Consider the following 25806-nt stretch of genomic DNA (forward strand, 5'->3'; position numbering starts at 1 on the left):
CAGTATACCGATTCACAGCTTGCGGAATAAGACCTGGCGGCGGCTGATTGCCTAAAGAATGCACATTATTTAGAGAATACCCAAACCGCGCGCCAGGGTTTCGGCAGGCACGTAGCCGGGCATTAATGTTCCGTCTTCCAATACGATAGCGGGGGTGCCGGTTACGCCGACCAGTCGGCCAAGGTTGTATTGCTCAGCCACCGGGTTGGCGCAGTCAGCGGGCTTGACGGCGCCGCCGCTTTTGGCGTTGTTCATAGCCGCTTGCGGATCTTCTGCGCACCACACGGACACGTACTTGCGGAAGGATTCGGTACCCGGACCGGAACGGGGAAAGCCGTAGTAATTCACGGTAATGCCCAGTTCGTTAAGTTCGTCCATTTCGCCGTGTAATTTGCGGCAGTAACCGCAATCAATGTCGGTAAACACGTCAATCACCGCTTTTTGTTCGCCTTTGGCGGCGTACTGGATCAAGCCGCCCTTTTTGGCGTGCTCGTTTATAGTTTGCCGGCGCTGGCTGGTGCGTGCCTGTTCGGTAAGGTTAACGTAGCCGGCGTTTTCAAGTTTGACCAGGTCGCCAATAAACAGATATTCCGCATCTTCGGTGGCGTACACAATCTGACCGCTGTTGGTGCGCACTTCGTAAATGCCCGGCGCTTTTGCCGGCGCCATGCTTTCTACCTGCAGGCCGGGTACGGCGGCTTGCAGGCGCTGGGTGATGCGCTCTTCAATATCCTCTGCAACGGCGAATGCTGGCAGCAGTAAGCCACCCAACAGGGTCGCGGCAACAAGACGGGAAACAACAGGCAGAGAAAAAGACATATGGGTGTCCGCAATATGGTTAAAAAAACAGACCGAGTTAATTCAGCACGGGCTTAGGGTAGCAAAAAATCGACGTAGAAGAGCAGCAAAACGAACATTCTCACCCTCGAGGGTGGTGTTGCCGATGCAGTTCCTGCAGGCGCTGGCGCGCCACGTGGGTGTATATCTGGGTAGTGGATAAATCCGCATGGCCCAGCAGCATTTGCACCACCCGTAAATCCGCACCGTGATTGAGTAAGTGAGTTGCGAAAGCGTGCCGCAGGGTGTGCGGCGACAGGTGCTTTTGAATACCGGAGCGCACCGCGTAATGCTTGATGCGGTGCCAGAACGTTTGGCGCGTCATGGCTTTTGGGCGGTTGCCGGGGAACAGGTCGTCACAGGCGTGGCCTTTCAGCAATTCCGGTCGCGCTTCTTTTATGTAGCGTAACAGCCAGTCTATGGCCTCTTCGCCCAAGGGCACCAGGCGGTCTTTATCGCCTTTACCAGTAATGCGCACCACGCCTTGGCGCAAGTTCACCTGGTCCAACCGCAATGACGTTAATTCGGTCACCCGTAAGCCGCAGCCGTACAGAATTTCCAGCATGGCTTTGTCGCGCAGCTCTATAGGCACTTCGGGGTCAGGCGCGGCCAACAGCGCGTCTACTTCGGCTTCGGTGAGGGTGTCTGGAAGCGGCCGCGTTAGCTTGGGGCTGTCTATGCGAAGGGTTGGGTCTTCGGGTATCAAGCCTTCGCGGAGCAAATAGCGGTAAAAGCGGCGAATGCCAGACAACCGGCGTGCAGCCGTAGAGGCTTTCACGCCGCCTGCCAGCCCGCCGGATAGCCAAGCCAGCAAATCACTACGCTGGGCGGCTATCAGCAACGGTGTGCCGAGCTGGCTCTGAAGCCACTGCGCCAGGCCGCCCAGATCGCTGCGGTAGGCTTCACGGGTTTTTTCGCTGAGCCCATCTTCCAGCCAGATGGCGTCGCAGAAGCGTGCGATGACTGCCTCGTCTTCTGCCGAAATGCAAAAAAGGCAGCCGTGGCTGCCTTTTTTAACACTGAGCATGGCGAGAGGCCAATCAGCCCAGCTTTTCCGTGATACGAGCTTTCTTACCAGACAGTTCGCGCAGGTAGTACAGCTTGGCCTGACGCACAACGCCACGACGCTTCACTGTTACGCTTTCAATCAGCTTGGAGAAACTCTGAAATGTACGCTCTACGCCCACGCCGTAAGAAATCTTACGTACGATGAAGGAAGAGTTCATGCCACGGTTGCGCTTACCAATTACAACGCCTTCAAACGCCTGCAGACGCTCACGGGTGCCTTCAGTTACGCGAACCTGAACGACCACGGTATCACCCGGCGCGAACGGCGGAATTTCCTTGGTCATCTGTTCTGTTTCAATTTGATTGATGATGTTGTTCTTGCCGCTCATCGTTATGCTCCTGATTCCCAATCTTTTAATGCCCTGAAGATTCAGAGGCACACGGTTCGTTTAAAATCTCTGCCAGCAGCTTGCGCTCTTCTTCCGAAAACTCCCGCTGTTCAAGCAGGTCGGGGCGTCGCTCGCTGGTTCGCCTCAGCGACTGTTTAAGCCGCCAACGCCGGATCTGATCATGGTGACCGCCCAACAAAACATCCGGCACCGCCTGACCTTCATACACTTCGGGCCGGGTATAGTGCGGACAATCCAGTAAACCGTCGGCGAACGAATCCTGCTCTGCCGACTGCGCATGACCCAGCGCTCCGGGGATGAGGCGCGTAACCGCATCAATAACAGCCATGGCTGCCAGTTCGCCACCGGAAAGCACAAAGTCTCCCAGCGACACTTCACGATCTACCTCTGCCGTAATCAGGCGCTCATCCACGCCTTCATAACGGCCCGCCACCAGTATTAGCCGCTGCTCTGCTGCCAGAGATTCAACAACTGCCTGATTCAGGGTTTCACCCTGAGGCGATAAATACACCACACAAGCCGGGCCCGGAGCCGCTTGCCGTGCAGCGTGAATAGCATCCCGTAGCGGCTGAATTTTCATCAGCATACCGGGGCCGCCACCGTAGGGGCGGTCGTCTACCGTGCGATGACGATCATGGGTAAAATCCCGCGGGTTCCAACTGTGAAAGGTTATTAACCCGTCACGTACGGCCCTGCTGGTGATGCCATAATCGGTTACCGCTGAAAACATTTCCGGGAACAGACTGACAGCGCCAATCCACACCTTAAAACTCCGGATCCCAGTCAACCACCATACGCTTATTGGCTAAATCCACCTGCATAACGATTTCGTCAGGCAGGTAAGGGATTAGCCGTTCGCGCTGATCAATAGAAGCAGGGCTTGCCTGCACTACCAATACGTCGTTGGCGCCGGTTTCCAGCATATGATGCATTGTTCCCAAGCATTCATCTTCAACCGTGAACACTTCAAGGCCTTCCAACTGATACCAGTAATAGTCGCCCTTGGGCAGCTCTGGTAACTGTTCGGTTGGCACATGAATGTCAGCCCCGCAATAACGCTGGGCAACATCACGGTCGTCAACACCCTTCAGCCTGATGACGATCCCCTGCCCTTGGCGGCGACCCTCTTCAAGCTTCACAGGAATACGCTTGCCGTCCTGAACCAGGGTCCAGTTGCGGTAGTTTAGTACTCCGTCTCTGGGATCGGTGAAAGAGTAGACTTTTAGCCAACCCTTGATCCCAAACACCGCGGTAATACGGCCGATAACAGTTTCCTGCGAGGATTCTGCCATGTGTGTCACCCCGGGGTGTGTCAGGCTAATCTTCAGATTGCTCTAATAAACTAGTCTGCGGTTTTCAGCAGTTGGGCAACACGATCGCTAGGCTGTGCGCCTTGGCTGATCCAGTGCGCAACACGCTCACGATCAACGCGTAGACGCTCTTCTTGTCCACGGGCGATCGGGTTGAAGAAGCCGACACGTTCAATAAAACGACTGTCGCGTGCTTTGCGGCTGTCGGTCACTGTCAGATGGTAGAACGGGCGCTTCTTGGAGCCGCCGCGAGCCAAACGGATTTTTACCATTTAACCAATATCCTGTTCTGTTGTACGAACTTTGTACGATTCAATGCAGCCAGAAGCGGCTAACATGAAGACCCATACTCGAAAGGGGCGCTATTCTATGCTAAAAAAGCGCCAAAGAAAACAGCGAAACCGGTTGTTTCCCTGTTTTAGGCGTAAGGCATTTTACATACGACCAAAGGGAGGCTGACCGCCTCCACCGCCGGGCGGCATCATACCACCCAAACCGCGCATCATGTTGGCCATTCCGCCTTTCTTGCTGAATTTTTTCATCATCTTCTGCATTTGCTTGTGCTGCTTCAGCAGTCGGTTCACATCTTGAATCTGCGAACCGGAACCGTTGGCAATACGGCGCTTGCGCGAGTTGTTGATGGTGTCCGGGTAACGGCGCTCTTTGGACGTCATGGAACAGATAATCGCTTCCATTTGCCCCATTGATTTATCGTTTACCTGCTGCTGGGCTACTTTGGCCATCTGGCCCATACCCGGCAGCTTGTCCATCAGGCCACCAATACCGCCCATGCTTTTCATTTGCTGGAGTTGGTCACGGAAGTCTTCAAGATCAAAACTTTTGCCTTTCTTGATCTTTTGGGTGAGCTTCTCGGCTTTGCTCTGGTCCAGCTTGCGCTCGGCTTCCTCTATCAGGGAGAGCACATCGCCCATACCCAAAATGCGTGACGCCACGCGGTCTGGATGGAACGGCTCCAAAGCGTCGGACTTTTCGCCCACACCCAGGAACTTGATCGGCTTGCCGGTAATGTGGCGTACCGACAGGGCCGCACCACCACGGGCATCGCCGTCGGTTTTGGTGAGCACCACGCCGGTCAGCGGCAGGGCTTCATTAAAAGCCTTGGCGGTGTTGGCGGCGTCTTGCCCGGTCATGGCGTCTACCACGAACAGGGTTTCTATCGGTTTTACCGCGGCGTGCAGGCGGCTGATTTCGCCCATCATCATTTCATCAATGGCAAGGCGGCCGGCCGTATCCAGTATCACCACATCAATGTGTTTCTTGCGCGCTGCGCTGATGGCGCCTTCGGCAATGGCGACTGGGTCCTGGTCAGCGGAGCTGGGGAAAAACTCTACGCCTACCTCGTTGGCCAGGGTTTCCAGCTGTTTGATAGCAGCCGGGCGGTAGATGTCGGCACTGACCACCATCACGCTTTTCTTTTGGCGCTCTTTCAGGAATCGCGCCAGTTTGGCAACGGTGGTGGTTTTACCGGCACCCTGCAGGCCCGCCATCATAATGACCGCAGGCGGGGCAACCGACAGGTTCAGGCCGGTGTTGGCCTCGCCCATCACCCGCTCGAGCTCCTGCTGCACCACTTTCACAAATACTTGGCCGGGTGTCAGGCTACGCTGAACTTCCTGGCCAATGGCACGTTGGCGAACACTCTCTACGAAGTCCTTGACCACCGGCAAAGCAACGTCGGCTTCAAGCAGCGCCATGCGAACTTCACGTAGCGTATCTTTGATATTGTCTTCGGTAAGCCGCGCCTGACCCGTGATTTTGCGCAGACTGCCGGAGAGTCGGTCCTGTAGATTTTCAAACATGCGGTTCTTCCGTACCCGGATAAGAGTATTCAGGAATCAACAGACCCCGGGGCCTGTTGATTCCGGTTGCATAATTGGCACATTATAACCAGACTATCGTCCCGAAACGACCAGCTCAGTGAAATCACTTTTAATGCGCCGTAAACCTCAGCCTGAACAGTGGCATATAGGGCAGCCCAGGATTAACACTTTATGGGAACGCTGATTCTCGCGGTTACCTCACTTCTGTTATACAGCATTGGCACGGCCTTGCAGGCTCTTCATTTCCGCGGCCGGGTGCAAAGCAGCTTGGCAATGACCACTTTGGTGGGCATTCTTGCCTTGGTGGGCCACGCACTGCTGATCACTCAGATTGTGCATCATGACGGCGGCTTCGATTTCAGCATCGTGCGCAGCTCGCTGATTATCTCCTGGCTGATCACATTCTTGCTATTGGGGCTGAATCTTACCAAGCCCCTGCAAAACCTTTTATTAGGCGTATACCCTCTGGCCGGCATGACGATTATTGTCGCACTGGCAGCGCCCTCTCCGGCGAGGCTGGTGCCAGAGCACAGCTACGGCATGCTCACCCACATTGCCCTGTCAGTAACCGCTTACAGCCTGTTCAGCCTGGCAGGCATTCAAGCCGTGCTGTTGTCTGTCCAGAACCGCCAACTCAAAAACAACCACAACAGCCGCCTGTTGCGCAACTTACCCCCGCTGCAAACCATGGAGTCGGTACTGTTCGAACTGGTGTGGGCAGGAGTTGTGCTACTGATTCTAGCCATTGTTACCGGCGCTCTTTTTGTGGAAGACCTGTTCGCCCAGGACATTGCCCACAAGACTCTGTTTTCGATACTCTCGCTGCTGGTGTTTGTGGCCTTGCTGATTGGCCGCCACACCAAAGGCTGGCGCGGAGTGACCGCTAGCCGCTGGACACTGGCAGGCTGCGCATTATTAATGGTAGCGTTCTACGGCAGCAAGCTGGCTCTGGAACTGATTTTCCATCGCGGCCTGTAAAACGGTAGCGCCTTCCACGCCCTTCACGCTTTTCACAAATAAAGAGGATACCTCGCTTGAACGAAACATCGCTGACCGCGCTGTTTATTACACTCGCCGGACTGATTCTATTATCGGCCTTCTTTTCCAGCTCTGAAACCGGAATGATGTCGCTGAACCGGTATCGCCTGAAGCACATGGCGCAAACCGGTCACAAAGGTGCCAAGCGCGCCCACAGACTTCTGCAACGAACCGATCAGCTGATCGGCGTTATCCTGATTGGCAACAACTTCGTTAACATCTTTGCCTCGGCCATTGCCACGGTGATTGCGATACGCATCTGGGGCGACGCCGGCATTGCCATAGCAACGGTGTTGCTGACCATTGTTATTTTGATTTTTGCGGAAGTGACGCCCAAAACCCTGGCCGCGCTGTTTCCAGAAAAAATCGCCTTTCCTGCCAGCTATGTGCTCGCTCCGCTGCTAAAAATACTTTACCCGGTGGTATGGGCGGTAAACCTGCTTACCGGTGGCATTTTGAAAGTGCTGCGGGTGTCACCGGAAGACATCGCCAACGATCACCTCAGCCGCGAGGAGCTGCGCACCCTGGTGAACGAAGCCGGTGCGCTGATTCCAGCCAAGCACAAGGATATGCTGGTAAGCATACTGGACCTGGAAAAAGTGACCGTGACGGACATTATGGTGCCCCGAAACGAAGTCGTCGGGATTGATCTGGATGACGACCTGGACAGTATTCTGCGCCTGTTACGCAACAGTCAGCACACCCGCCTGCCGGTTTATAAAGGCGACATTAATGAAATTCAGGGCATTCTGCATTTGCGCAACACCACCAAACTGCTGCAAAAAGATGACTTGAATAAAGACATGATTGTACAGCTGTGCACCGAGCCTTACTTTGTTCCGGAAAGCACACCTTTGAACACCCAGTTGATTAACTTTCAGAAGGGTCGCCGTCGCTTTGGCATTGTCGTAGACGAATACGGCGAAGTACTGGGCCTAGCCACGCTGGAAGACATTCTTGAAGAAATTGTGGGCGAATTCACCACCGACTATGCATCCACCAGCCCAGACATTATTCCCCAGGATAACGGTACCTATATTATTGACGGCACAGCTTCTCTGCGGGTAATTAACAAAAGTTTGTCCTGGAAATTGCCATTGGATGGCCCTAAAACCCTAAACGGGTTGATTACCGAAACTCTGGAGAACATTCCCGACAGCAACGTGTGCCTGAGAGTTGGCGGGCATCGAGTTGAAGTGCTACAGATTAAGGATAATGTTGTGAAGGCGGCCATTGTGCATCCCAAAAAACGCAAGAAACGCGGGCTTGGCCGCTGAACATCAAGCCAGCCTTAGTGACCGTTGGTGCATGATTTTGTCAGTTCGTCGTGAAAACTAAAAAGCAAACGTATAAAAAAAGATTCAGATGGGTTAACTTTGACCAATAATCTTAATTTCCGTTGTATAAAGTAGCCTACAAAAGGCCCAGGCGGCGCGAGACAGACAGGACCCTGCCATGAACGAACAGTCCGGCATTCATTATATCCACCAGCGTCAGAAAGGCGTTAATGGTGAAGCCGCGCCTGTTCCACTCGAAGCGGTACGCGTTCGGGAAACCGTTGTTGCCGGCTTGGGCGACCTGTTACAGGGCGCACTGGACGCTGTCGACGACTCGCTGTTTGAACTCGCCAACAACTGCCGCAACAATAACGAACAAAACCGCTACTTTGAAGCCATGCGGGAAATTCGCATCAAGCGCAAAGGCGTTGAACGCCAGTTCAGCGAGGCAATTAGTTCGTTTTTTGTGTCGCCACCCAGCCAGACCCGTCCCGATAACCAGCCCCAAGCCATAGACGCAGACAACCTCGCGCTGGTGGGCAATGATGACCTAGAAGAACAGGTTGCGCTGAACGCCATGGCCGGGAAAGCCAAAGCGCACTTTCAAGGCCAGCTGATTCAGTTGGAGGCGCGTTTCAGCCAAGTATACAAAACCGCAGACGGTGTTATAGCGAACCCCTTGGCGCCAGAACACTTAGGCATGGCGTTCATACACGCCATACAGCCCATGGAAATCCAAATTCGTGAGCGCCTGATTCTGCTAAAGCAGTTTGACCGCTACGTTATGTCAAATCTTGGCATGCTATTAGACGAAGCCAACCGCATTTTGGTGAAGGCCGGGGTTATCCCTCACTTCCGCCATCAGGGTAAAAATACCTCAAAAAATCAGGGCAGCGGCGGCAAGGCAGCCGATAACGCGGATTCAATGGGCGCATCGCAGATTGATGCTGCAAGCGAAAGCGCGGTGTTCGAACAGATACGTAGCATGCTTGCGCACCAGCGTAGCAACGCCGGTATTCCGCAGCAACGCTCCGATAGCCGCCCGGTACACCGAGTGTCTGCCGCTGAGCTTGGCGAACTTCTTAACGCTTTGCCTGCGCAGAAGACATTTGACAGCGCCAGCTACACAGGCTTCGGCGAAGACCTGAGCCAGGGCGAACCATTAACCATAGATTTACTGGAGTTGATGCACCAACTTCTGGCGCAGGTAAAGCGCAAAGACGGCCGCAAAGCCGCTATAACAGAGGCCGATGAAGACCTCATTAATCTTGTGTCTATGCTGTTCGATTTCATTCTCGACGACGATAACCTGTCAGCACCCATTCAGGTGCTGGTCAGCCGCCTGCAAATACCCATATTAAAAGTGGTGATGCGCGATAAAACCTTCTTCAGTCATGGTGGCCATCCCGCCCGGCGCCTGCTCAACAACCTTGCCCGCGCCGGCATTGGCTGGAGCAACAGTGACGAAAAGTCGCGAGACAAACTGTATAACCAGATTCACACCATTGTGCAGCGCATTCTTGAAGAGTTTGACGGCGACGTGTCTTTGTTTGTTGCCCTGAATGACGAATTCGACGCCTTTCTGGAGCGCGAAAACAAACGTTCAACCCTGGTAGAGCAACGCACCCGCGAATCTGAGCGTGGCCGCATAAAATCCCAGAAAGCCCAGCAAACCGTTGACACGATATTGAAAGAAAAGCTGGCCCGTTACAAACTGCCGAAAACCATCCACACCATCGTTGTTAATGGTTGGAGCCGGGTTATGTTCCTGACTTACCTCAGGGACGAAATGGAGCACCGCTGGAACGAGTCGGTAAAAGTGCTTGACGACCTTATCTGGTGCCTGCATCCCCATCACGAGGAAGCCGAGCGCGACCAATGGGTTCGTGTGGTGCCGGGATTGCTGAAAACCCTGCGCGCCGGGCTTGAAGAAGTATCGTTCAATTCATCCAAACTCAACGAAATGATGGCCCAGCTCAAATATGAATTGGCCGAAGCTTTCCGCACCAACGCTGCTATAGAAACCCGAACAGAGCCTTTGGTAGTGGCGCCGGATTCTGAAAAAGCGAACATCGGCGAAGAACTGCAAGATAACTCCATTTCTGAATACATGGATCAGATTGATCAGATTGAAACCGGCAGCTGGGTAGAATTCAGCCTGGTAAACGGCGCCAGCTTCCGTTGCAAACTGTCGGCTATTATTGAAGAAGCTGACTGTTTTGTATTCGTTAACCGCATGGGCCTGAAAGTGATTGAAAAAACCCGTACCGAGCTTGCCCAAGAAATGTGCCGGGGCCGGCTAACGCTGCTGGAGCAAGGAGCGCTGATTGACCGAGCACTGAACGCTGTGGTGGGGTCTCTGCGAAGCAAAGCAGGTTGAGAACCCTGCACCTCAAACGAATAATGCCGGCGTATCGCCGGCATTTTCTTTTTTCACTGCACACTTTTCCAATTGCGCGAGTTCTATTCCAACTGCGCAGGTTTCATTCGCAATGTGCAGCTTTTCTTAGCGCTGAAAAATTCGCTTTAGGCTTCTGTCTGCTTACACGCAGCTTTTACAGCTGTGGCCAGTTCACCGTTTTCCGACATTTCCATAATGATGTCGCAGCCACCAACCAATTCGCCGCTAATATACAGTTGCGGGTAAGTAGGCCAGCTAGAGTGCACTTTCAACGCTTCACGCAGTTCCGGGTTGTCCAGAATATTCACAAAAGCAAATTTCTCGCCGCAGGCCATTAAGGCCTGACTTGTTTTTGCCGAAAAACCGCACTGCGGCGCCTGAGGAGAACCCTTCATGTACAGAATAATCGAGTTTTCTTCGAGTTGGCTTTTAATGGTGTCGTTCATATCCATGTTATCTACCTCTGTGCTGGAAGCTAAAATGAAAAAAGAAAGCTTGCCTTCAGGCAATCAATTTTAGTCATTGTACACTGCCTCGGCAGACCTACCAACCGTCGCCGGTTGCGGCGCTTTCGAAAACCAGGGATAGATTTGAAATCTGTCCCCTAAGGCTAAAGACAGGGCGCCGGCGGCGCCCTGATCGTTGTCATGCCACCGCAGAGCGGCTAGACTGATTGCCCCTATTTTTTCACTCTTACATCCACAACCATCAGGCTAGAAGCCCCGGCAACCCGGGCCTCCAGCGAGGTAAGGGCCATTTCATGGCAGTACGGCATTTTTTAACACTGAACGACCTGACTCCCGATGAACTGGAAGCGCTACTGGACCACGGCTCACGCCTGCGTCGTGAGTGGCACCAGGGCGTTACCCGCGACACCTTGAAAAATCGTGTGCTGGCGATGATTTTTGAAAAGTCATCTACCCGCACCCGGGTATCCTTCGAAGCAGGCATGATGCAGCTTGGCGGCTCGGCGTTGTTTTTGTCGCCCCGCGACACCCAGTTGGGCCGTGGCGAACCGATTGAAGACTCGGCCATTGTTATCTCCAGCATGGTCGATGCGGTGATGATTCGCACCTTCGCGCACAATACCGTGGAGCGCTTTGCGGCTGCCTCCTCAGCGCCCGTGATCAACGCGCTGACTGACGACTTCCACCCCTGCCAGCTACTGGCCGATATGCAAACCTATCGCGAACACCGCGGCAGCATTCGCGGTGCCACGGTGGCCTGGATCGGCGATAGTAACAATATGTGCCATTCCTACATCAACGCCGCGGCAATGTTCGGCTTTCATCTGAATGTGGCCTGCCCGAAAGGCTATGAGCCTGGCGCCGCCGTATTTGAAGCACACAAAGAGCATGTCACCGTGATGCGTGAGCCGGCAGACGCCGCCCGCGACGCCAACCTGCTGGTAACCGATGTGTGGGCCTCCATGGGCCAGGAAAGCGAGCAGAAAGCCCGTAAACTCGCATTTTCGAGCTACCAGATTAATCCGCAGTTGATGGCACTGGCCGCTAAAGACGCTTTGTTTATGCACTGCCTGCCGGCACATCGCGGCGAAGAAATCTCGCAAGACATGATGGAGCATTCGGGCTCGGTCGTGTGGCAGGAAGCGGAAAACCGCTTGCACGCTCAAAAAGCCCTGCTGGAATTCCTGATTCTTAAGCGTCTGGATTGATTATGAACAAGCCCGCAATCGCGTCTGACTGGCTGCTTGAAGTCAACAATCTGTGCTGCGGCTATGGCGGCGAAACCGTGGTGAAGAACGTCAGTTTCGCCCTGCGCCAAGGCGACATTGGCTGCCTGCTGGGCCCCAGCGGCTGTGGCAAAAGCACTATTTTGCGCGCGCTGGCCGGCTTTTTACCGCTTAGCGATGGCAAAATCAGCCTTCAAGGCCAGGCCATCAGCCTGCCCGGCCGCGCTCTACCGCCGGAAAAACGCCGTATTGGGATGGTGTTTCAGGATTACGCACTCTTCCCGCACCTAAGCATTGCCGACAACGTTGGTTTTGGTTTGAACCGCCTGAGCAAAGCCGAGCGCCAACGCAAGGTCACTGAATTACTGGAACTGGTGCAACTGCAGGATCTTGCCAACTGCTACCCTCACGAGTTGTCGGGCGGGCAGCAACAGCGGGTTGCGCTGGCTCGCGCGCTGGCGCCAGAACCCACGCTGATTTTGCTAGACGAACCGTTTTCAAATCTGGACGCAGATTTGCGCCGGCGGCTGAGCTTGGATGTGCGTGACATTCTAAAAACCCTGGGCATCAGCGCCATTCTAGTTACCCACGACCAGCAAGAAGCTTTTGCAATGTGCGATCAGGTGGCGGTGCTGCAAAAAGGCCGCATCCAGCAGTGGGACGTGCCGTTTAACCTATATCACGAGCCTACCAACCGTTTTGTTGCCAGTTTTGTGGGCCAAGGTAGCTTTGTACTTGGCAGCACCCTGGGGCCAGACGCCATAAAGTCAGAACTCGGCGTTATTCACGGTAACCGGGCTTATAGATGGGAAGCAGGCACACCGGTCGATGTGCTGATTCGGCCCGATGACATCGTTTATGATGAACATTCGCCTTTGCGGCCCAAGGTGATTGAAAAAACCTTTGCCGGCACATCCACGCTCTATCGTTTTCGCTGTTCCGAATCCACCGAGTTCGAGGCGCTGTTCCGCAGCCACCTGGATTTCAATGTGGGTGACTTTGTTCCGGTGCGAGTTGATGCAGACCACCTGATTGCGTTTGAACACGAGGCCATACAAGGCTAAAGCAAGCTCCGCCAAGAGTGGCGCTTGCACCAACGAAGGCCTGGCCACCGTGCCAGTACATGATGCGCCGCACAATCGACAGTCCTAGCCCGTACCCGCCCGAGGTGCGGGTACGGCTGTTATCCAGCCGTGAAAATGCAATAAATACCCGTTCCCAGTCAGAGCGCGGTATACCTTGGCCGTCGTCTTCCACATCAATGCGGCAATTGTCGCTGTCTAACCGACAGCGCACGCGCACCTGGCGGCTGGCATAGCGTGCGGCGTTACCCACCAGATTCTGGAGTGCGCGGTGTAAATAACGCGGTTCTACCTCGGCGGCCAGTGCCTCACTGGCGCCATCCACATCCAGCTCCATAACGACGGTTGGGTGCAAGAGCTGCTGCTGGGCAATGACCTGGCGCAGAAGATCAGGCACAGATGTCTGCTGCAGAAGGAACTTGGCCTCGCTCTGCTCCAGTCGCGCGTAGGTCAGTATTTCGTCTATCAAATCGTCCAGTTCCTGAATGTCGCCGTCTATGCCCTGCAACTGCTCCTCGCTACGCTGCGACTTATCGCTGTCGGCCAACATCTGCACGCCAAAACGAATGCGCGCCACCGGGGTGCGTAGCTCGTGGGACACCGCATGGATCATGTCATGCTGCACCTGCACAAGGCGCTGAATATGCTCGGCCATGCTATTGAAAGCTGTCGCCAAGCGCTGTTGCAACAAGCTGGAGCCGGGCTCTACCCGCGCCGCCAAATCACCTCGGGCAATGCGCAGCGCTGCGGATTCAACCTTCAGCAAACGCCCATCCCAAGAGCGTGCCGCAAACCCTAGCAGCAGTGCCAGCGCCGCGGCAATCAGCAGGCACAGTGGTAATATAATCACCAGACTCCAGGGTTTAAACGGCGGTGGTGGCACCAGCACCACCATCTCGCCGTCAGCCAGCTGCAACGCCACGCGGGGGCCATCTCCGGATTGCGCGGTATACAGAACCAGGCCGTCACGGACTAATTGCCGCAAAACATCGGCGGGTGGCAGGCGCTCGCGGGTGTCAATGGAATAAGCGCCAAGGCCTAATGATGCGCTCAAATAACGCAGGGTTTCGGGGCGACGTTCAACCGGTGAGTTTTCTAGATGCCAGCGGAAAACCAACGCGCTGGCACGCACAATGTCGCTATAAGGCGTGGCCAGATTCAGGGCGAGGATCTGGCCGTCTTCACGGGCGATTAACAGGCGCTGGCCCAAACTGGACGGCAATACCACGACCTGGCCGTAACCCAGGCGTTCGCGAATAACCGCGGTATCTGCCAACTGCGTGGCCGAGCCTACTTCAAGATTATAAGCCGGCACCAGCCACGCGTAATGAGCAATAGGGTCTGCAGACTCCGCCAGCCAGTGCATCAGCGCTGTGCCATGGTGTTCAAGCCACATTTGCTGGCGAATACCGTTTAAACCTTGGAACAGCAACACACAAAGCACTGCGATCAACAGCACAAAACCCGCCAGGCGGGCATAAAGTTTTAGAAAGTAGATCAGGGGCATGGTGCGCACTCTGGCTCAAACAAAAACTCGGGCTTAAGCAGCTACTCAGGCTGTCGCAACTATTCAGGTTTTTGCAACTACTCAGGCTTCTTTTACAAACAGATAACCTTTGCTACGCACGGTTTTTATGCGCCGTGGATGGATGGGGTCGTCACCAATTTTTGGCCGTATACGGGACACCCGCACGTCAATCGAACGGTCTTGGCCGTCGTATTCAATGCCACGCAACGCCGTAAAGATTTCTTCACGGCTGAGCACCCTGCCCGCATTACTGGCCAGCAACCACAGCAAATCAAACTCGGCGCTGGTTAAATCCACTGTAACGCCAGACAGCCAGGCTTCGCGCATCGAGCTGTCTATCACCAATTCGTTGAACTTTACACGCACCGGGCCTTCGCTCACGGGACCGCTGCCGACCAAGGGTTGGTTTTTTTCGGCAACGCGGCGCATCAACGCACGAATGCGCGCCAGTAACAATCGCGGTTGTACCGGTTTGCCAATGTAGTCATCGGCGCCCATTTCCAGGCCCAGTATCTGGTCCATGTCATCGGTTCTGGCGGTTAGCATCACTATCGGGCCGCTGTATTGCGGCCTTACCCGGCGGCAGATAGACAAGCCGTCTTCGCCGGGCAACATCAAATCAAGCACCACAAGGTCTGGCTGTTCGTTTCGAATACGCTCTACAGCGGCCCCACCGTGGGACTCAATAGACACCGTAAGCCCGTTATTCTGCAGGTAATCGCGGGTCAGGCTGGCCAGCCGTTCGTCGTCTTCTACAATCAGGATTCGCCAGTTGTCAGTCGTCAGTTCCATAACAGTCTTTCCTAACTTCAGGCTATGACAAGGGCCGGCCCTGGGCAATTTCCTCTGCACTAGCGCTGCGGCGGCCAACAATTTCCAAATCAAAATACAAGGTTAGACCAGCCAGCGGGTGATTGGCATCAATACGCACCAAATTGCCGTCAAAACCCATCACCTGGACAATCTGCGCCTCGGTGCCCGTGTTGGTTTGAAACTTCATGCCCGCTTGTAAGTTCTCTACGCCTTCGAACATCGAGCGCGGTACTTTACGCACCAGGTCGGCCCGGTGTTCACCGTAGGCCATCGCTGGCGGTACGGTGACTTCCAGGCAGTCACCCACGCGGCGATCTTTCACGGCACGCTGAATACCCTCAACAATGTCCGGGCTGCCGTACACAAAATGCAGCGGCTCGCTGCCCTCAGAGGTATCTACCAGCTCACCAACGGCGTTTTTAAGTACATAGTGAACGGTGAACACGTCAATTGTAGGAGAAGAATCTTGCATAGGTTGCGTCATTGCTCTTATTGGGGTGTATTGGTCAGTCGCAGGCCGTAAATCAGTAACCGTTGCTCCAGCTTCTGGCGAACTCCTTTTGGTGCGGCCAGTTGCATGCGTTCTAGCAGCGATTGGAAGCGGCTTTGGTCGTCACCGGCGCGGGCAGCCCGTACCAGGGTCATAAGTTTACCACGACCTGTGGCGGTTTCGGCCTGTATGCGTTTCAGTGCTTTAGCAATCACCAACTCTTCAGCGGTAAAGTCACAGCCAAAGGGAAACGGTGGAAAACGGTTGTTGCCCGGTACCGCTGCCAAGGCTTTGTGGATGTGTGCCGGCGTATTATCGGCCCAAGCTTTTGGCGGTTTAAAACTCTTCGCCACCTTGCCGGCCTTTTTCGCCTGCTGCAAAAGGCCGGCCTGGAAGCGGGCGTCGGCAATCGCGATCAGCCGCAGGTATACCTGCTCGTCAGACTGGCCCCGCAAATTGGCAATGCCATATTCGGTGATCACAATGTCCCGCAGGTGACGGGGGATGGTGCAATGGCCGTAGCTGAACACAATATTCGATAGTACTTTGCCCGCCGTTTTGCGAGTGCTGCGCAAACACAAAATGGACCGCGCGCCCGTCAATTCCATACCCATAGCCACAAAGTTGTACTGACCGCCTACGCCGCTGACCACGCGACCGTCTTCCAGGCCGTCAGACACAGCCGCACCCGCTAGAGTGTACATCATCGCGGTGTTTATAAAGCGGCCGTGCTGGCGCTGGGCGGCTTTCAACGCCTGATTGCCAAAGCGGTGGTCGTACAGGTCATTGATGTAATTTACGCTGGTCATGCAGATGCGCTGACGCTGCGGTGGCGACAGGTCACGCAGTGCCTGGTAGAAAGATTCGGGGCCGATGTAGAAGCCGCCGTGCATCACCACGCCGTCGCTCAGCTTGTCGCCCAAGCCGCCGTCTTGCAGTAGCCGGCGGGTGTCGGGATGGTTGATGTCGGCAGGCACGGTGCGCTGCTGCAGGCTAAGCTTGCCATCCTGCAAACACAGTTCAGAATGCACAATCCCGAATTTCTGCAGGAACTCCAGATCCTGTGGCCTCAGCGGCGAGGCAATAATATGCTCACGCAATAGCACATCAAGTGTATTCAGGTTGATCTGCATGCTAATGTCACCGCGGTTCAGCAACTCCTGCAGCCCTTGGTGAGCAAACACTTCACGCTTTAACACTCCGGCTTCCACCAGGTGAATAAAGCCGTCAATGATCATTTCGCTGCAACCGTAAAGGCCCTGATCAAACGTGCCGGTGCCACCAATACCATCGACAGCCGGATAGCGCGCGGCGATGTCGAGATGCTGATATAAGCGCTTCCAGGCGTCGTTATGGCGGTGGCGCAAAATGGTGCTATTGATTAGCGCAGTACCCAGGGAACCGATACCCACCTGCAACGTGCCACCGTCTTTTATCAAGGTGCTGGCATAGAAACCAATGAGATGGTCCGGCGGGCTGATGGCCATTTGTGGCGCCGGAAACATCGGATAATCGCTTTGCGGTTGCGCCAAAACCACGTCTATATCGGCTTCGGCCATCTGGGCATCACGGCCCAGCCAGGGCAAATGCCGGTTCAGCTCACCCACCAATACGGTGGGCACGCCCTCTTCGCGCTGGCGCGCACGCAAAAGCGGGATAATGTCCAAGGTCAGGTCCGGATTGCAGCTCAGGCTCACCTGCCCCGGCTCACCGTTTTGATCACCTGGCGCCACCATTTGAGCCACCACGTTGATACCCTTAGCCATCAAATCGCGCACCGCGTGAGTATAGTTCAGGCTGATATAGTGGCGCTGCTGCGACGAATTGTGCATAAAACTGCCGGCCTTGAAAAAGAACTCCGACACTTTCACATTCGGCGGCAGTTTGTTAGCCCGCAAATCCAGAGCGTATTCCAGATCCGGAATCGCGCCATACAAGCGCTCTGCAAAAGGTTCGAGAAAGCGCTTTTCCAGAGCCGAACGGCCACTGGGTTTCACCAGCGACAAGGCCGTAAAAATGTGCAGTTCGATTTGGGGGTCGCGCTTGGCGCGCTGATAAAGGGCATTTACAAAGCGCAGGGGCTTGCCCAAACCCAGAGGCAAACCAAGAATAATCTTGTTGCCAACACGGCGGATTACTTCTTCGACACAGGCGTCTGCGTCGTCCATTCGCATCGTGCAATCTTCGGCCATTTTCCGGTTCCCGTTAACCCATAATGAATCCTGTTAACAGAATCATCACACGGGCAGCACGGCCAGACAATGCGTCAGATCAGTAACCGGGTGTCCCGCGAGGCTGATTCAGCGGTTTCAGAAGGTCCACTTCAGATTCAGGCAGGCGCCTTCGTCAATCAGGGCAAGGCCGTGGTCGGCCCGTATCGTTTCGTAGGCATAGCGGCGGGAAGTGTCGCGGCGGGTCAGCGACAGGGTCAGCAGGCGTGAGCCCACTTCGGCCAGAATATCGGCACTGCCTTCCGTCTGGTCAATGGTGGCGTAACTTCGCCCTGCCATGACGGCTTGCAACTGTTTGACATCGGCCATAGTGACAGATTCTTTCACCGTGCCACGATCGCTACTGCCTATTTGCTCAGACGCATCTACGCTGGCCGCAAAGATGGCAATATTAATAATGAGCAATGTGAAAAATAGTCGAAGAATCATAATGCGCAACGATTATTAGCTGACTTAAAATTATACAAACTGGATAGGCCAAAGTCTAATACACTTCAGCATCTGTGCTGTGTTTCAGCGCACATTGTCGCATCGTTTATTGCCTGGTCAGTCAAACAACCGTAGTTGTGTGACCGGTGCCTCATCATTTCGAAACCTTACTCCCATTCCCAGCAGCCTCACCGGCCGCTGAGTGTCGGTCATCAGTTCATTCAACAATTGTTGGTAGTCTGCAATAACGGGCGGCGCCGCGGATTCACGCACCCGTTCCAATGTGTGCGTGGAAAAATCGCTGTAACGGATTTTTACAAACAGTTTGTGTAAGGGCTTGTGCTCTGCCTTGCGGGCAAGGCGCGCGTGTAAGTCGTCCAGAAGGTTCACCAGCACTGCGTCACAAGCGGCTTTGTCTGGCAAATCCTGCGCAAAGGTGCGCTCAACGCTCAGGGATTTAGCGCTGCGCGACACAACCACCGGGCGCTCGTCGCGGCCGTGGGCCATTTCGTACAGGCGGTAACCCTGCTTGCCAAAACGCTCTATCAGAATTTCTGCGCCCAGCTGCTGCAGGTCTCCACAGGTTCGGGCTCCCATGGCGTGAAGCTTGCCCGCGGTTACCTGACCCACACCAAACAACTTTTGCACGGGCAGTTTGGCCACGAACCCGGCAATGTCCTGGGGGCGAATCACAAACAGGCCGTCGGGCTTTTCCCAGTCGCTGGCAATTTTGGCCAAAAATTTGTTAGGGGCCACCCCGGCAGAAATAACAATGCCGGTTTGCTGCTTTACCCGCTCGCGTAGGTGGCGGGCAATCAGCGTAGCGCTACCCTGGTGTTCAGTCACGTCAGACACATCCAAAAAAGCTTCATCTAACGACAACGGCTCTACCAAATCGGTCACCTCACGCAATATGGCCATCACCTGCTGCGACACCGCCCGGTAACGCGGCATATCCACCGGCACGGTCACTAGGTCCGGGCACAGGCGCCGGGCCTCGCCGCCTGGCATGGCCGAGCGCACGCCGTAAGCGCGGGCCTGGTAATTGCAGGTGGTCACCACGCCGCGCCCACCCTGTCCGCCCACCGCCAGAGGAACATGCCGTAGGGAAGGGTCATCACGCATCTCCACGGCGGCATAAAAGCAGTCGCAATCTACGTGAATTATCTTGCGTTGAGACATAAAACCCCGCTTAACCACACCCGCTGTATATGCATACAGCCTTGCATCTTACCTCCAGTTGCTCAAAATGTCAGGATTGTCCACGGCAAGCCGCTTATAAAGCCGTATTGCATGAATTTCTATCCATCTTTCTGACATCGCAAAAGGCCATCTATATCATGACCCAACCCCTTTCAGACGCCCAGCGTACCGAACTGGAAGCGGCCGCTTTCCGTCGCCTTATTAGGCACTTGCGTGAACATACCGAGGTGCAAAATAGTGACCTGATGAACCTGGCCGATTTTTGTCGCAACTGTCTGTCAAAATGGTATCTTGCCGCAGCACAGGAGCAGGGTGTAAATATGACCGACCCGCAAGCGCGCGAAGCAATTTACGGCATGCCCTACGATGAATGGAAACAACGCTACCAGAGCGGCCCAAAGCAGGATCACCATTAATGACCGATACCCCAACCACCGGCGCTAAACAGGGCTTTCAGTTAAAAAGTGCCAGTGTGTCGATGACAGCTCTGGAGCTTTATTATTTCGAGAGCGAAGATTTTGAAGCCACCCTGCGGGACAAGATCAGCCAGGCGCCCGGCTTTTTTAAAGACGTTCCGCTGATTATAAGTCTTGAAAAGTACGAAGGCATGGACAGCGATCTGGATTTTTTCAGCATTATTGGCACCTGCCGGCGCAACAATATTCACGTGGTGGGCGTGCGTGGTGGCAATGAAAACCACCGCCGCATGGCCCGCGGTGCGTCGCTGGCATTAATACCCGGCACCAACGCGCGCGATAAAGATCATGCCAGCGAGCCGACCACCGAAGCGCCTGCCCCCGAAACCATCGCAGAACCCATATCTGCGCCAGCGGTGGCAGTGCCCGCCAAAATCATCAGCCAGCCGGTACGTTCCGGCCAGCAGGTTTGTGCCTCAGAGGGTGACCTGGTGATTTTAGCGCCAGTGCAACCCGGTGCCGAAGTGATGGCAGCCGGAAATATTCATGTATACGGCCCGCTGCGAGGTCGCGCACTGGCGGGTGTAAACGGCGACGAAAACGCGCGCATTTTCTGCCAGTCGTTAGAGGCCGAACTTGTGTCTATCGCCGGGCATTATAAAATATCTGAAGACTTGCAAGGCAGCGGCTGGAAAAGCGCCGTGCAACTTCAGCTCAGGGACGATCTGATGGTGGTAACGCCACTGGAAAAGGCCTGACCAGACCCGGGTTTGCCAGCAGTAACCGGTTTGCCAGGCCTCGACAACCACGACATCGCAATGCGGGAACCAAATTTTGGCTAGAATTATTGTAGTAACCTCAGGAAAAGGCGGCGTTGGCAAAACCACCACCAGCGCTTCGATCAGCACCGGCATAGCCAGACGCGGTCATAAAACCGTGGTCATCGATTTTGACGTGGGCCTGCGTAATCTGGACCTGATCATGAACTGCGAACGCCGTGTGGTGTACGACTTCGTCAACGTGATTCAGGGCGAAGCCTCACTGAACCAGGCATTGATCCGCGACAAGCGGGTAGACACCCTGTTCATTCTGCCGGCATCGCAAACCCGGGAAAAAGACGCGCTGACGAAAGAAGGCGTGGAAAAGATCATCAACGAGCTGGCACAAACCTTCGATTACATCATTTGTGACTCGCCGGCCGGTATCGAACACGGCGCCCAGATGGCCCTCTACTTTGCTGATGAAGCCATTGTTGTCACCAACCCGGAAGTATCTTCGGTGCGCGACTCTGACCGTATTTTAGGCATTTTGCAAAGTAAGTCACGCCGCGCCGAAAAGGGCCAGGACCCGGTAAAAGAACACCTGCTGGTTACCCGTTACAACCCGGCACGGGTAGAGCGTGGCGAGATGCTGTCGGTGGCCGATATAGAAGAAATTCTGGCGATACCGCTGATGGGTGTTATTCCGGAAAGCCAAATAGTGCTGAACTCCTCTAACCAGGGCCTTCCGGTTATTTTAGAAACCGAAAGCGACGCTGGCCAGGCTTATGATGATGCCGTGGCGCGCCTGCTGGGAGAAGAACGGGAACACCGTTTTATGACAGCCCATAAGAAGGGCTTCTTTTCACGGATGTTCAGGGGAGGCTAGCAAATGAGTTTTCTGGACTATTTCAGGAGCAAAAAAACCAACACCGCCAACGTTGCCAAGGAGCGGCTGCAAATTATTGTGGCCCACGAGCGTGGTCATCGCAAACAACCGGACTACCTGCCGGCGCTGCAGCAGGAACTGCTGGCCGTTATCCGCAAGTATGTGGACATCAGCGACGACATGGTACAAGTAGAGATAGACCGCACCGACACGTGTTCGGTGCTTGAACTGAACGTAACGCTGCCCGAGAAGTGACGCCGGCACGGGTTCGGGCTAAGCTTTTACCCTCTTTTCAAAATAGGCTGCCTGAACCATGCCGTTGCTTGCACGCGAGATAATGACCCCGAGTATCAAGGCGGTGCCCCAGTCCTGGACTATGGACAGGTTGGCCCGCTTTCTGACCGACAACGAAATCGCTGGTAGCCCGGTTACCGATGACAGCGGTGACATTATTGGCATAGTCACCCTGAAGGATATTACCGAATTTCGCTGGAACGCAAGCCGCCCAGAGACCGAGGCACGGCTGACGGAAGACGAAGCCCGCGAAGCTCGCCGTTTGCGCATGGTTATTTACGAGGGTATGGGCAAACTGCCGGTGGAGGTCAGAGACATAATGACCCCTATTCTGCTGTCGGTTGACGAAGACACGCCGGTGCGCGAAATTGCCAAAACCATGATGGCCGAGCATCTGCACCGGATATTTGTCACCCTTGATGGAAACATATCAGGGATTATTACCACTTACGACCTTCTAAAGATTATCGCCGACCGCAATATGACCCAGCGCTGCGCGATGCAAGACTGAACCGCGCAGCCCGTATCCGCCATCCGACTCGCCCGTTGTAGAGGTACTGCCCCTTATGCCCGCAGCATCGCAAGACCGCCTCAAGATGTACGTGCTAGACACCAATGTTCTGATTCACGACCCCAACGCCCTGCTGAATTTTGAAGAGCACCAGGTCATCATTCCGATGACCGTGCTGGAAGAGCTCGACAGCCTGAAATCCGGCAAGCAGACAGTAGCGGCCGATTGTCGCCAGGCCATTCGCACCATCGACCGACTGTTGGGCGACGCCAGCCCGAAGCAGATTGAAAGCGGTGTGCCTATTGCACGGGGCGAAAAAGCAGAACCCATGGGAACCCTGTCGATCCTGATGAGTTCGGAATCGGTAAGCGGCCATGCCCTGCCCGAGCACCTGAACGATAACAAAATTATCAACAGCCTGGCCGCCCTGCAGAAACACCACACCAACCGCGACATCATTCTGGTTAGCAACGACATCAACATGCGGCTGAAAGCCCGCGGCTTTGGCGTAGAAGCCCAGGCTTACCACAACGACCAGCTGGTAGACGACATAGGCCTGCTGCCCCGGGGCTATATCGAGTTCCCCGGTTCGTTCTGGGACACCGTCAGCAAAGTGGAAACCAAGCAGCGGGATGGCGCCACCGAGCACAGATTCAAGCGCGAAGGCGAACTGGCGCGGCTGAACATCAACGAGTTTGTGCTGGACCAACAGGGCTTTGTGGGCAAAGTGTGCGAGCTGGGCGACGACTACCTGGTCATTCGCGACCTGCACCAGCACGACCTGATGAACGAAGAAGTCTGGGGGTTGATTCCCCGCGATATCTATCAGGCCATTGCCCTGAATCTGTTGCTTGACCCAGACATCCACCTGGTGAACCTGACCGGCGCCGCCGGCTCTGGAAAAACCATTCTTGCGCTGGCGGCCTGCATTGAGTTGACCGTGGCCAGCAAACTCTACAAACGTATTATTGCTACCCGCAGCACCCAGGGGTTAGACGAAGACATCGGCTTTCTGCCGGGCACCGAAGCGGAAAAAATGGAGCCCTGGCTCGGCGCCATTGTGGACAACCTGGAGGCGCTGCACGAAGACGACGAGAACGTGACCGCCAGCGTGGATTACATTCTCAGCAAAGTGCCCCTGCACTTTAAATCCCTGAACTACATTCGGGGCCGCAGCTTCCAGCACAGCCTGATCATTATTGACGAATCCCAGAACCTGACCCCGCACCAGATTAAAACCATCATCACCCGCGCCGGTAACGGCTCCAAGGTGATCTGCCTGGGTAATCTGGCGCAGATTGACACCCCTTACCTGAGCGCTCTGAGCTCCGGCCTGACCTACATGACCGAACGCTTCAAAACGTTTCGCCACGGTGGCCACATACACCTGCAAGGCGTGCCCCGTTCGGCATTGGCGGAATTCGCAGAAGCCAATCTGTAAACTATGAAGACAATACTATTAAACAGGAAGGCAACATGAACTCATCATGGATGAAGAAAGCCGGGCAAGGCTTGCTAGCCGTAACATTAGCCACCAGCTTAAGCGTTCAGGCTAACGACACGCCGGGTGAAGGCGTCACCGTTATTCCCGTGAAAAGCTCCATTGCCGAAGTAACCTTTCAAACGCTACTGATCAGCCGCGCGCTGACAGACTTGGGATTTAATGTGGAAAAAATCCGCGAGCTGGAATACCCGGCAGCCCACGTTGCGATTGCTAACGGCGACGGCACCTTTATCGCTGACCACTGGTACCCCATGCACACGGATTTCTATGAAAAAGCCGGCGGCGACGACAAGCTGTTCCGCTCTAACGTATATTCGGGAGGCGCTTTCAGCGGCTATCTGATCGACAAGAAAACCGCAGACGAGTACGGCATTACCAACATCGCTCAGCTGAAAGACCCGGAAATCGCCAAACTGTTCGACACCAATGGCAATGGCAAAGCCGACCTGACCGGCTGCCCAACGGGCTGGGGCTGCGAGCAGATCATTGAGCACCACATGGGCGCCTATGGCCTGCGCAACACCGTTGATCACAACCAGGGGCCCCACTCGGCTCTGATGGCCAGCACTATTGCCCGGTTCAACAAAGGCGAGCCGGTTTTGTATTACAACTGGGTGCCCTACTGGGTGAGCGCGGTGATGAAGCCGGGTAAAGACGTGGTGTGGATGGAAGTACCCTTCTCGTCTCTACCAGGCGAAGGCGGTAATGAGATCAACACCAAATTGCCAGACGGTTCCAACTACGGTTTCCGTGTTAACACTCAGCGCATTGTGGCCAACAAAACATTCACTGATGACAATCCGGCTGCCAAAACACTGTTCCAGGCCATGAACCTATCCGGCGAGCATATCTCCGCGCAAAATCTGGCGATGCGTAACGGTCAGAACACCGACGAAGACATAGCGCGCCACACCGACCAGTGGATCAAAGCCAACCAAGACATTTATAACAGATGGCTGAAAACCGCACGTGCAGCAACCAAGTAACACCGCCCGCCAAGTGTTTAAAACCTGAATAAAAAAGCCCTGTCAGTTGCTTTGCTGACCGGGTTTTTTTTCAACCTACAACCAATTGACCCAGCACCCCGAATAAAAACCCTAAAACCGCGCCCATAGGCGGCAACCAGTGTTTTTCTAACTTCGCCTGCGGAGCAATGTCCTGAAACACCAGATACAAAATACCACCTGACGCAAACAACATAATAAAGTCCAAAACCTCATCGTATTGCGCCAGCCACACGTGCCCTGCGATACCTGCAGCCGGGCCCAACGGCACCAGGCAGCAGAAGATCAACAACACCTTTTTACCTTCCATACCCTGGGCTTTGCGGCTGCGATGAATCGTGGCCGGATCTTCCGCTGCGGTCATCTCACGATAGGCGTTGAAGCCTTCCGGTAAATTCTGCACGGTAATCAACAGCGCCAGCAGCATGCCGCCCTCGCCGCCCACCGCAAACACAGCCCCCAGCGCCAGCGCTTCCGGTATGAAATCCGCCAGCATCGCGATCAACTGCGACACCGAGCCCTTTGCCTTTGCCAGCACGACATCCAGCAAGCCAAATCCCAGCCCGCCCATAATCATGGCCAGCGCAATCCACCATCCGTTTAGCAGATCAACGCTTTCTGGCACCAGCACCAGCGCTACCGCCGACAACAATGCGCCACCGCCGAATGCAATCACCGCGTGGCGGAACTCGCTGTCTAGCCAACTGGGACCAATGTGTTCAATTCTTCCCAGCAAAGCGCCTGTTGGAATGGCCGCGCCAGCCGCCGTAGCCAATACAATGGTCGTCCATAACGAAGTCATAACTGCATGTATCTCCTCTTTTTTCGATCAATGCCGC

General features: G+C 54.9%; 27 protein-coding genes. 12 read left to right on the plus strand and 15 right to left on the minus strand.

The annotated features are described in order from the left end of the window. Positions 1–69 precede the first annotated feature (69 nt). The 7 genes from MIH18_RS07240 to ffh all read right to left on the minus strand — a co-directional run bounded on the left by MIH18_RS07240 (position 70) and on the right by ffh (position 5385). Positions 70–819, minus strand: a complete 750-nt coding sequence (locus MIH18_RS07240; RefSeq protein ID WP_249007886.1) for a thioredoxin fold domain-containing protein — start codon at positions 817–819, stop codon at positions 70–72. Between the two features lie 100 nt (positions 820–919). Beyond that, positions 920–1864, minus strand: a complete 945-nt coding sequence (gene xerD, locus MIH18_RS07245; RefSeq protein ID WP_249007885.1) for a site-specific tyrosine recombinase XerD — start codon at positions 1862–1864, stop codon at positions 920–922. A 13-nt stretch (positions 1865–1877) separates the two neighbouring features. After that, entirely contained in the window at positions 1878–2234 is a 357-nt protein-coding gene (gene rplS, locus MIH18_RS07250; RefSeq protein WP_249007884.1) for a 50S ribosomal protein L19, read from the minus strand. A 25-nt stretch (positions 2235–2259) separates the two neighbouring features. Continuing rightward, on the minus strand, positions 2260–3018 hold the full coding sequence (trmD, locus tag MIH18_RS07255; protein WP_283164855.1) for a tRNA (guanosine(37)-N1)-methyltransferase TrmD: 759 nt from the start codon (positions 3016–3018) through the stop codon (positions 2260–2262). A gap of 1 nt (position 3019) precedes the next feature. Continuing rightward, a complete protein-coding gene (rimM, locus tag MIH18_RS07260; RefSeq protein WP_249007883.1) occupies positions 3020–3547 on the minus strand; it encodes a ribosome maturation factor RimM in 528 nt (175 codons plus the stop codon). Positions 3548–3597: 50 nt separating this feature from the next. Then, positions 3598–3837, minus strand: a complete 240-nt coding sequence (rpsP, locus tag MIH18_RS07265) for a 30S ribosomal protein S16 (RefSeq protein ID WP_007348783.1) — start codon at positions 3835–3837, stop codon at positions 3598–3600. A gap of 162 nt (positions 3838–3999) precedes the next feature. After that, a complete protein-coding gene (gene ffh, locus MIH18_RS07270) occupies positions 4000–5385 on the minus strand; it encodes a signal recognition particle protein (protein WP_249007882.1) in 1386 nt (461 codons plus the stop codon). Between the two features lie 192 nt (positions 5386–5577). Between ffh and ccsA the strand changes: the two genes are divergently transcribed. The 3 genes from ccsA (at position 5578) to MIH18_RS07285 (ending at position 10101) form a co-directional block, all read left to right on the plus strand. Further along, positions 5578–6384 (plus strand): cytochrome c biogenesis protein CcsA, encoded by an 807-nt coding sequence (gene ccsA, locus MIH18_RS07275; protein WP_249007881.1) that lies wholly within the window; start codon positions 5578–5580, stop codon positions 6382–6384. A gap of 56 nt (positions 6385–6440) precedes the next feature. Continuing rightward, a complete protein-coding gene (locus MIH18_RS07280; protein WP_249007880.1) occupies positions 6441–7721 on the plus strand; it encodes an HlyC/CorC family transporter in 1281 nt (426 codons plus the stop codon). Between the two features lie 178 nt (positions 7722–7899). Further along, on the plus strand, positions 7900–10101 hold the full coding sequence (locus tag MIH18_RS07285) for a DUF1631 domain-containing protein (protein ID WP_249014232.1): 2202 nt from the start codon (positions 7900–7902) through the stop codon (positions 10099–10101). Between the two features lie 146 nt (positions 10102–10247). Here the strand turns inward: MIH18_RS07285 and grxD are convergent, their stop codons facing one another. Next, positions 10248–10574, minus strand: a complete 327-nt coding sequence (gene grxD, locus MIH18_RS07290) for a Grx4 family monothiol glutaredoxin (RefSeq protein ID WP_283164100.1) — start codon at positions 10572–10574, stop codon at positions 10248–10250. 308 nt (positions 10575–10882) lie between these two features. Between grxD and argF the strand changes: the two genes are divergently transcribed. Both argF and MIH18_RS07300 read left to right on the plus strand, forming a co-directional pair. Then, complete coding sequence (gene argF / locus MIH18_RS07295; RefSeq protein WP_249007878.1) at positions 10883–11797, plus strand: ornithine carbamoyltransferase; 915 nt, start codon at positions 10883–10885, stop codon at positions 11795–11797. Positions 11798–11799: 2 nt separating this feature from the next. Further along, positions 11800–12879: an ABC transporter ATP-binding protein gene (locus MIH18_RS07300; RefSeq protein ID WP_249014233.1), complete on the plus strand. Its 1080-nt coding sequence runs from the start codon at positions 11800–11802 to the stop codon at positions 12877–12879. Here the strand turns inward: MIH18_RS07300 and MIH18_RS07305 are convergent. From MIH18_RS07305 to dinB, 6 genes are all read right to left on the minus strand, one after another. After that, entirely contained in the window at positions 12800–14404 is a 1605-nt protein-coding gene (locus tag MIH18_RS07305) for an ATP-binding protein (RefSeq protein WP_249014234.1), read from the minus strand. The genes MIH18_RS07300 and MIH18_RS07305 overlap by 80 nt on opposite strands. A gap of 81 nt (positions 14405–14485) precedes the next feature. Then, on the minus strand, positions 14486–15217 hold the full coding sequence (locus MIH18_RS07310) for a response regulator (protein WP_249007875.1): 732 nt from the start codon (positions 15215–15217) through the stop codon (positions 14486–14488). A 22-nt stretch (positions 15218–15239) separates the two neighbouring features. Next, on the minus strand, positions 15240–15710 hold the full coding sequence (locus tag MIH18_RS07315; protein ID WP_249007874.1) for a peptidylprolyl isomerase: 471 nt from the start codon (positions 15708–15710) through the stop codon (positions 15240–15242). A gap of 17 nt (positions 15711–15727) precedes the next feature. Next, positions 15728–17920: an acetyl-CoA hydrolase/transferase C-terminal domain-containing protein gene (locus MIH18_RS07320; RefSeq protein WP_249014235.1), complete on the minus strand. Its 2193-nt coding sequence runs from the start codon at positions 17918–17920 to the stop codon at positions 15728–15730. Between the two features lie 117 nt (positions 17921–18037). Next, positions 18038–18388 carry a DNA polymerase IV gene (locus tag MIH18_RS07325; protein ID WP_249007872.1) on the minus strand — a complete coding sequence of 117 codons (351 nt, stop codon included), beginning with the start codon at positions 18386–18388 and terminating at the stop codon, positions 18038–18040. Between the two features lie 117 nt (positions 18389–18505). Continuing rightward, a complete protein-coding gene (gene dinB, locus MIH18_RS07330) occupies positions 18506–19570 on the minus strand; it encodes a DNA polymerase IV (RefSeq protein WP_249014236.1) in 1065 nt (354 codons plus the stop codon). A 158-nt stretch (positions 19571–19728) separates the two neighbouring features. Between dinB and MIH18_RS07335 the strand changes: the two genes are divergently transcribed. The 7 genes from MIH18_RS07335 (at position 19729) to proX (ending at position 24949) form a co-directional block, all read left to right on the plus strand. Further along, positions 19729–20007 (plus strand): DUF1244 domain-containing protein, encoded by a 279-nt coding sequence (locus MIH18_RS07335; protein ID WP_249007870.1) that lies wholly within the window; start codon positions 19729–19731, stop codon positions 20005–20007. Beyond that, positions 20007–20765, plus strand: coding sequence for a septum site-determining protein MinC (minC, locus tag MIH18_RS07340; RefSeq protein WP_249007869.1), 759 nt, complete (start codon positions 20007–20009; stop codon positions 20763–20765). Before MIH18_RS07335 ends, minC begins: the two co-directional genes overlap by 1 nt. A 76-nt stretch (positions 20766–20841) precedes the next feature. After that, positions 20842–21654, plus strand: a complete 813-nt coding sequence (gene minD / locus MIH18_RS07345; RefSeq protein ID WP_249007868.1) for a septum site-determining protein MinD — start codon at positions 20842–20844, stop codon at positions 21652–21654. Between the two features lie 3 nt (positions 21655–21657). Then, the gene (minE, locus tag MIH18_RS07350) at positions 21658–21909 is read left to right on the plus strand and encodes a cell division topological specificity factor MinE (RefSeq protein ID WP_007348801.1); all 252 of its coding nucleotides are present in this window, start codon (positions 21658–21660) and stop codon (positions 21907–21909) included. Between the two features lie 58 nt (positions 21910–21967). Further along, the gene (locus MIH18_RS07355) at positions 21968–22459 is read left to right on the plus strand and encodes a CBS domain-containing protein (RefSeq protein WP_249007867.1); all 492 of its coding nucleotides are present in this window, start codon (positions 21968–21970) and stop codon (positions 22457–22459) included. 85 nt (positions 22460–22544) lie between these two features. Beyond that, positions 22545–23900, plus strand: a complete 1356-nt coding sequence (locus MIH18_RS07360; RefSeq protein WP_249008949.1) for a PhoH family protein — start codon at positions 22545–22547, stop codon at positions 23898–23900. Between the two features lie 35 nt (positions 23901–23935). After that, entirely contained in the window at positions 23936–24949 is a 1014-nt protein-coding gene (gene proX / locus MIH18_RS07365) for a glycine betaine/L-proline ABC transporter substrate-binding protein ProX (protein WP_249014237.1), read from the plus strand. A gap of 70 nt (positions 24950–25019) precedes the next feature. Here the strand turns inward: proX and MIH18_RS07370 are convergent, their stop codons facing one another. Continuing rightward, positions 25020–25769 carry a divalent cation transporter gene (locus MIH18_RS07370; protein WP_249007865.1) on the minus strand — a complete coding sequence of 250 codons (750 nt, stop codon included), beginning with the start codon at positions 25767–25769 and terminating at the stop codon, positions 25020–25022. Between the last annotated feature and the right edge of the window lie 37 nt (positions 25770–25806).

Source organism: Marinobacter sp. M3C, assembly GCF_023311895.1.
GTDB lineage: Bacteria > Pseudomonadota > Gammaproteobacteria > Pseudomonadales > Oleiphilaceae > Marinobacter.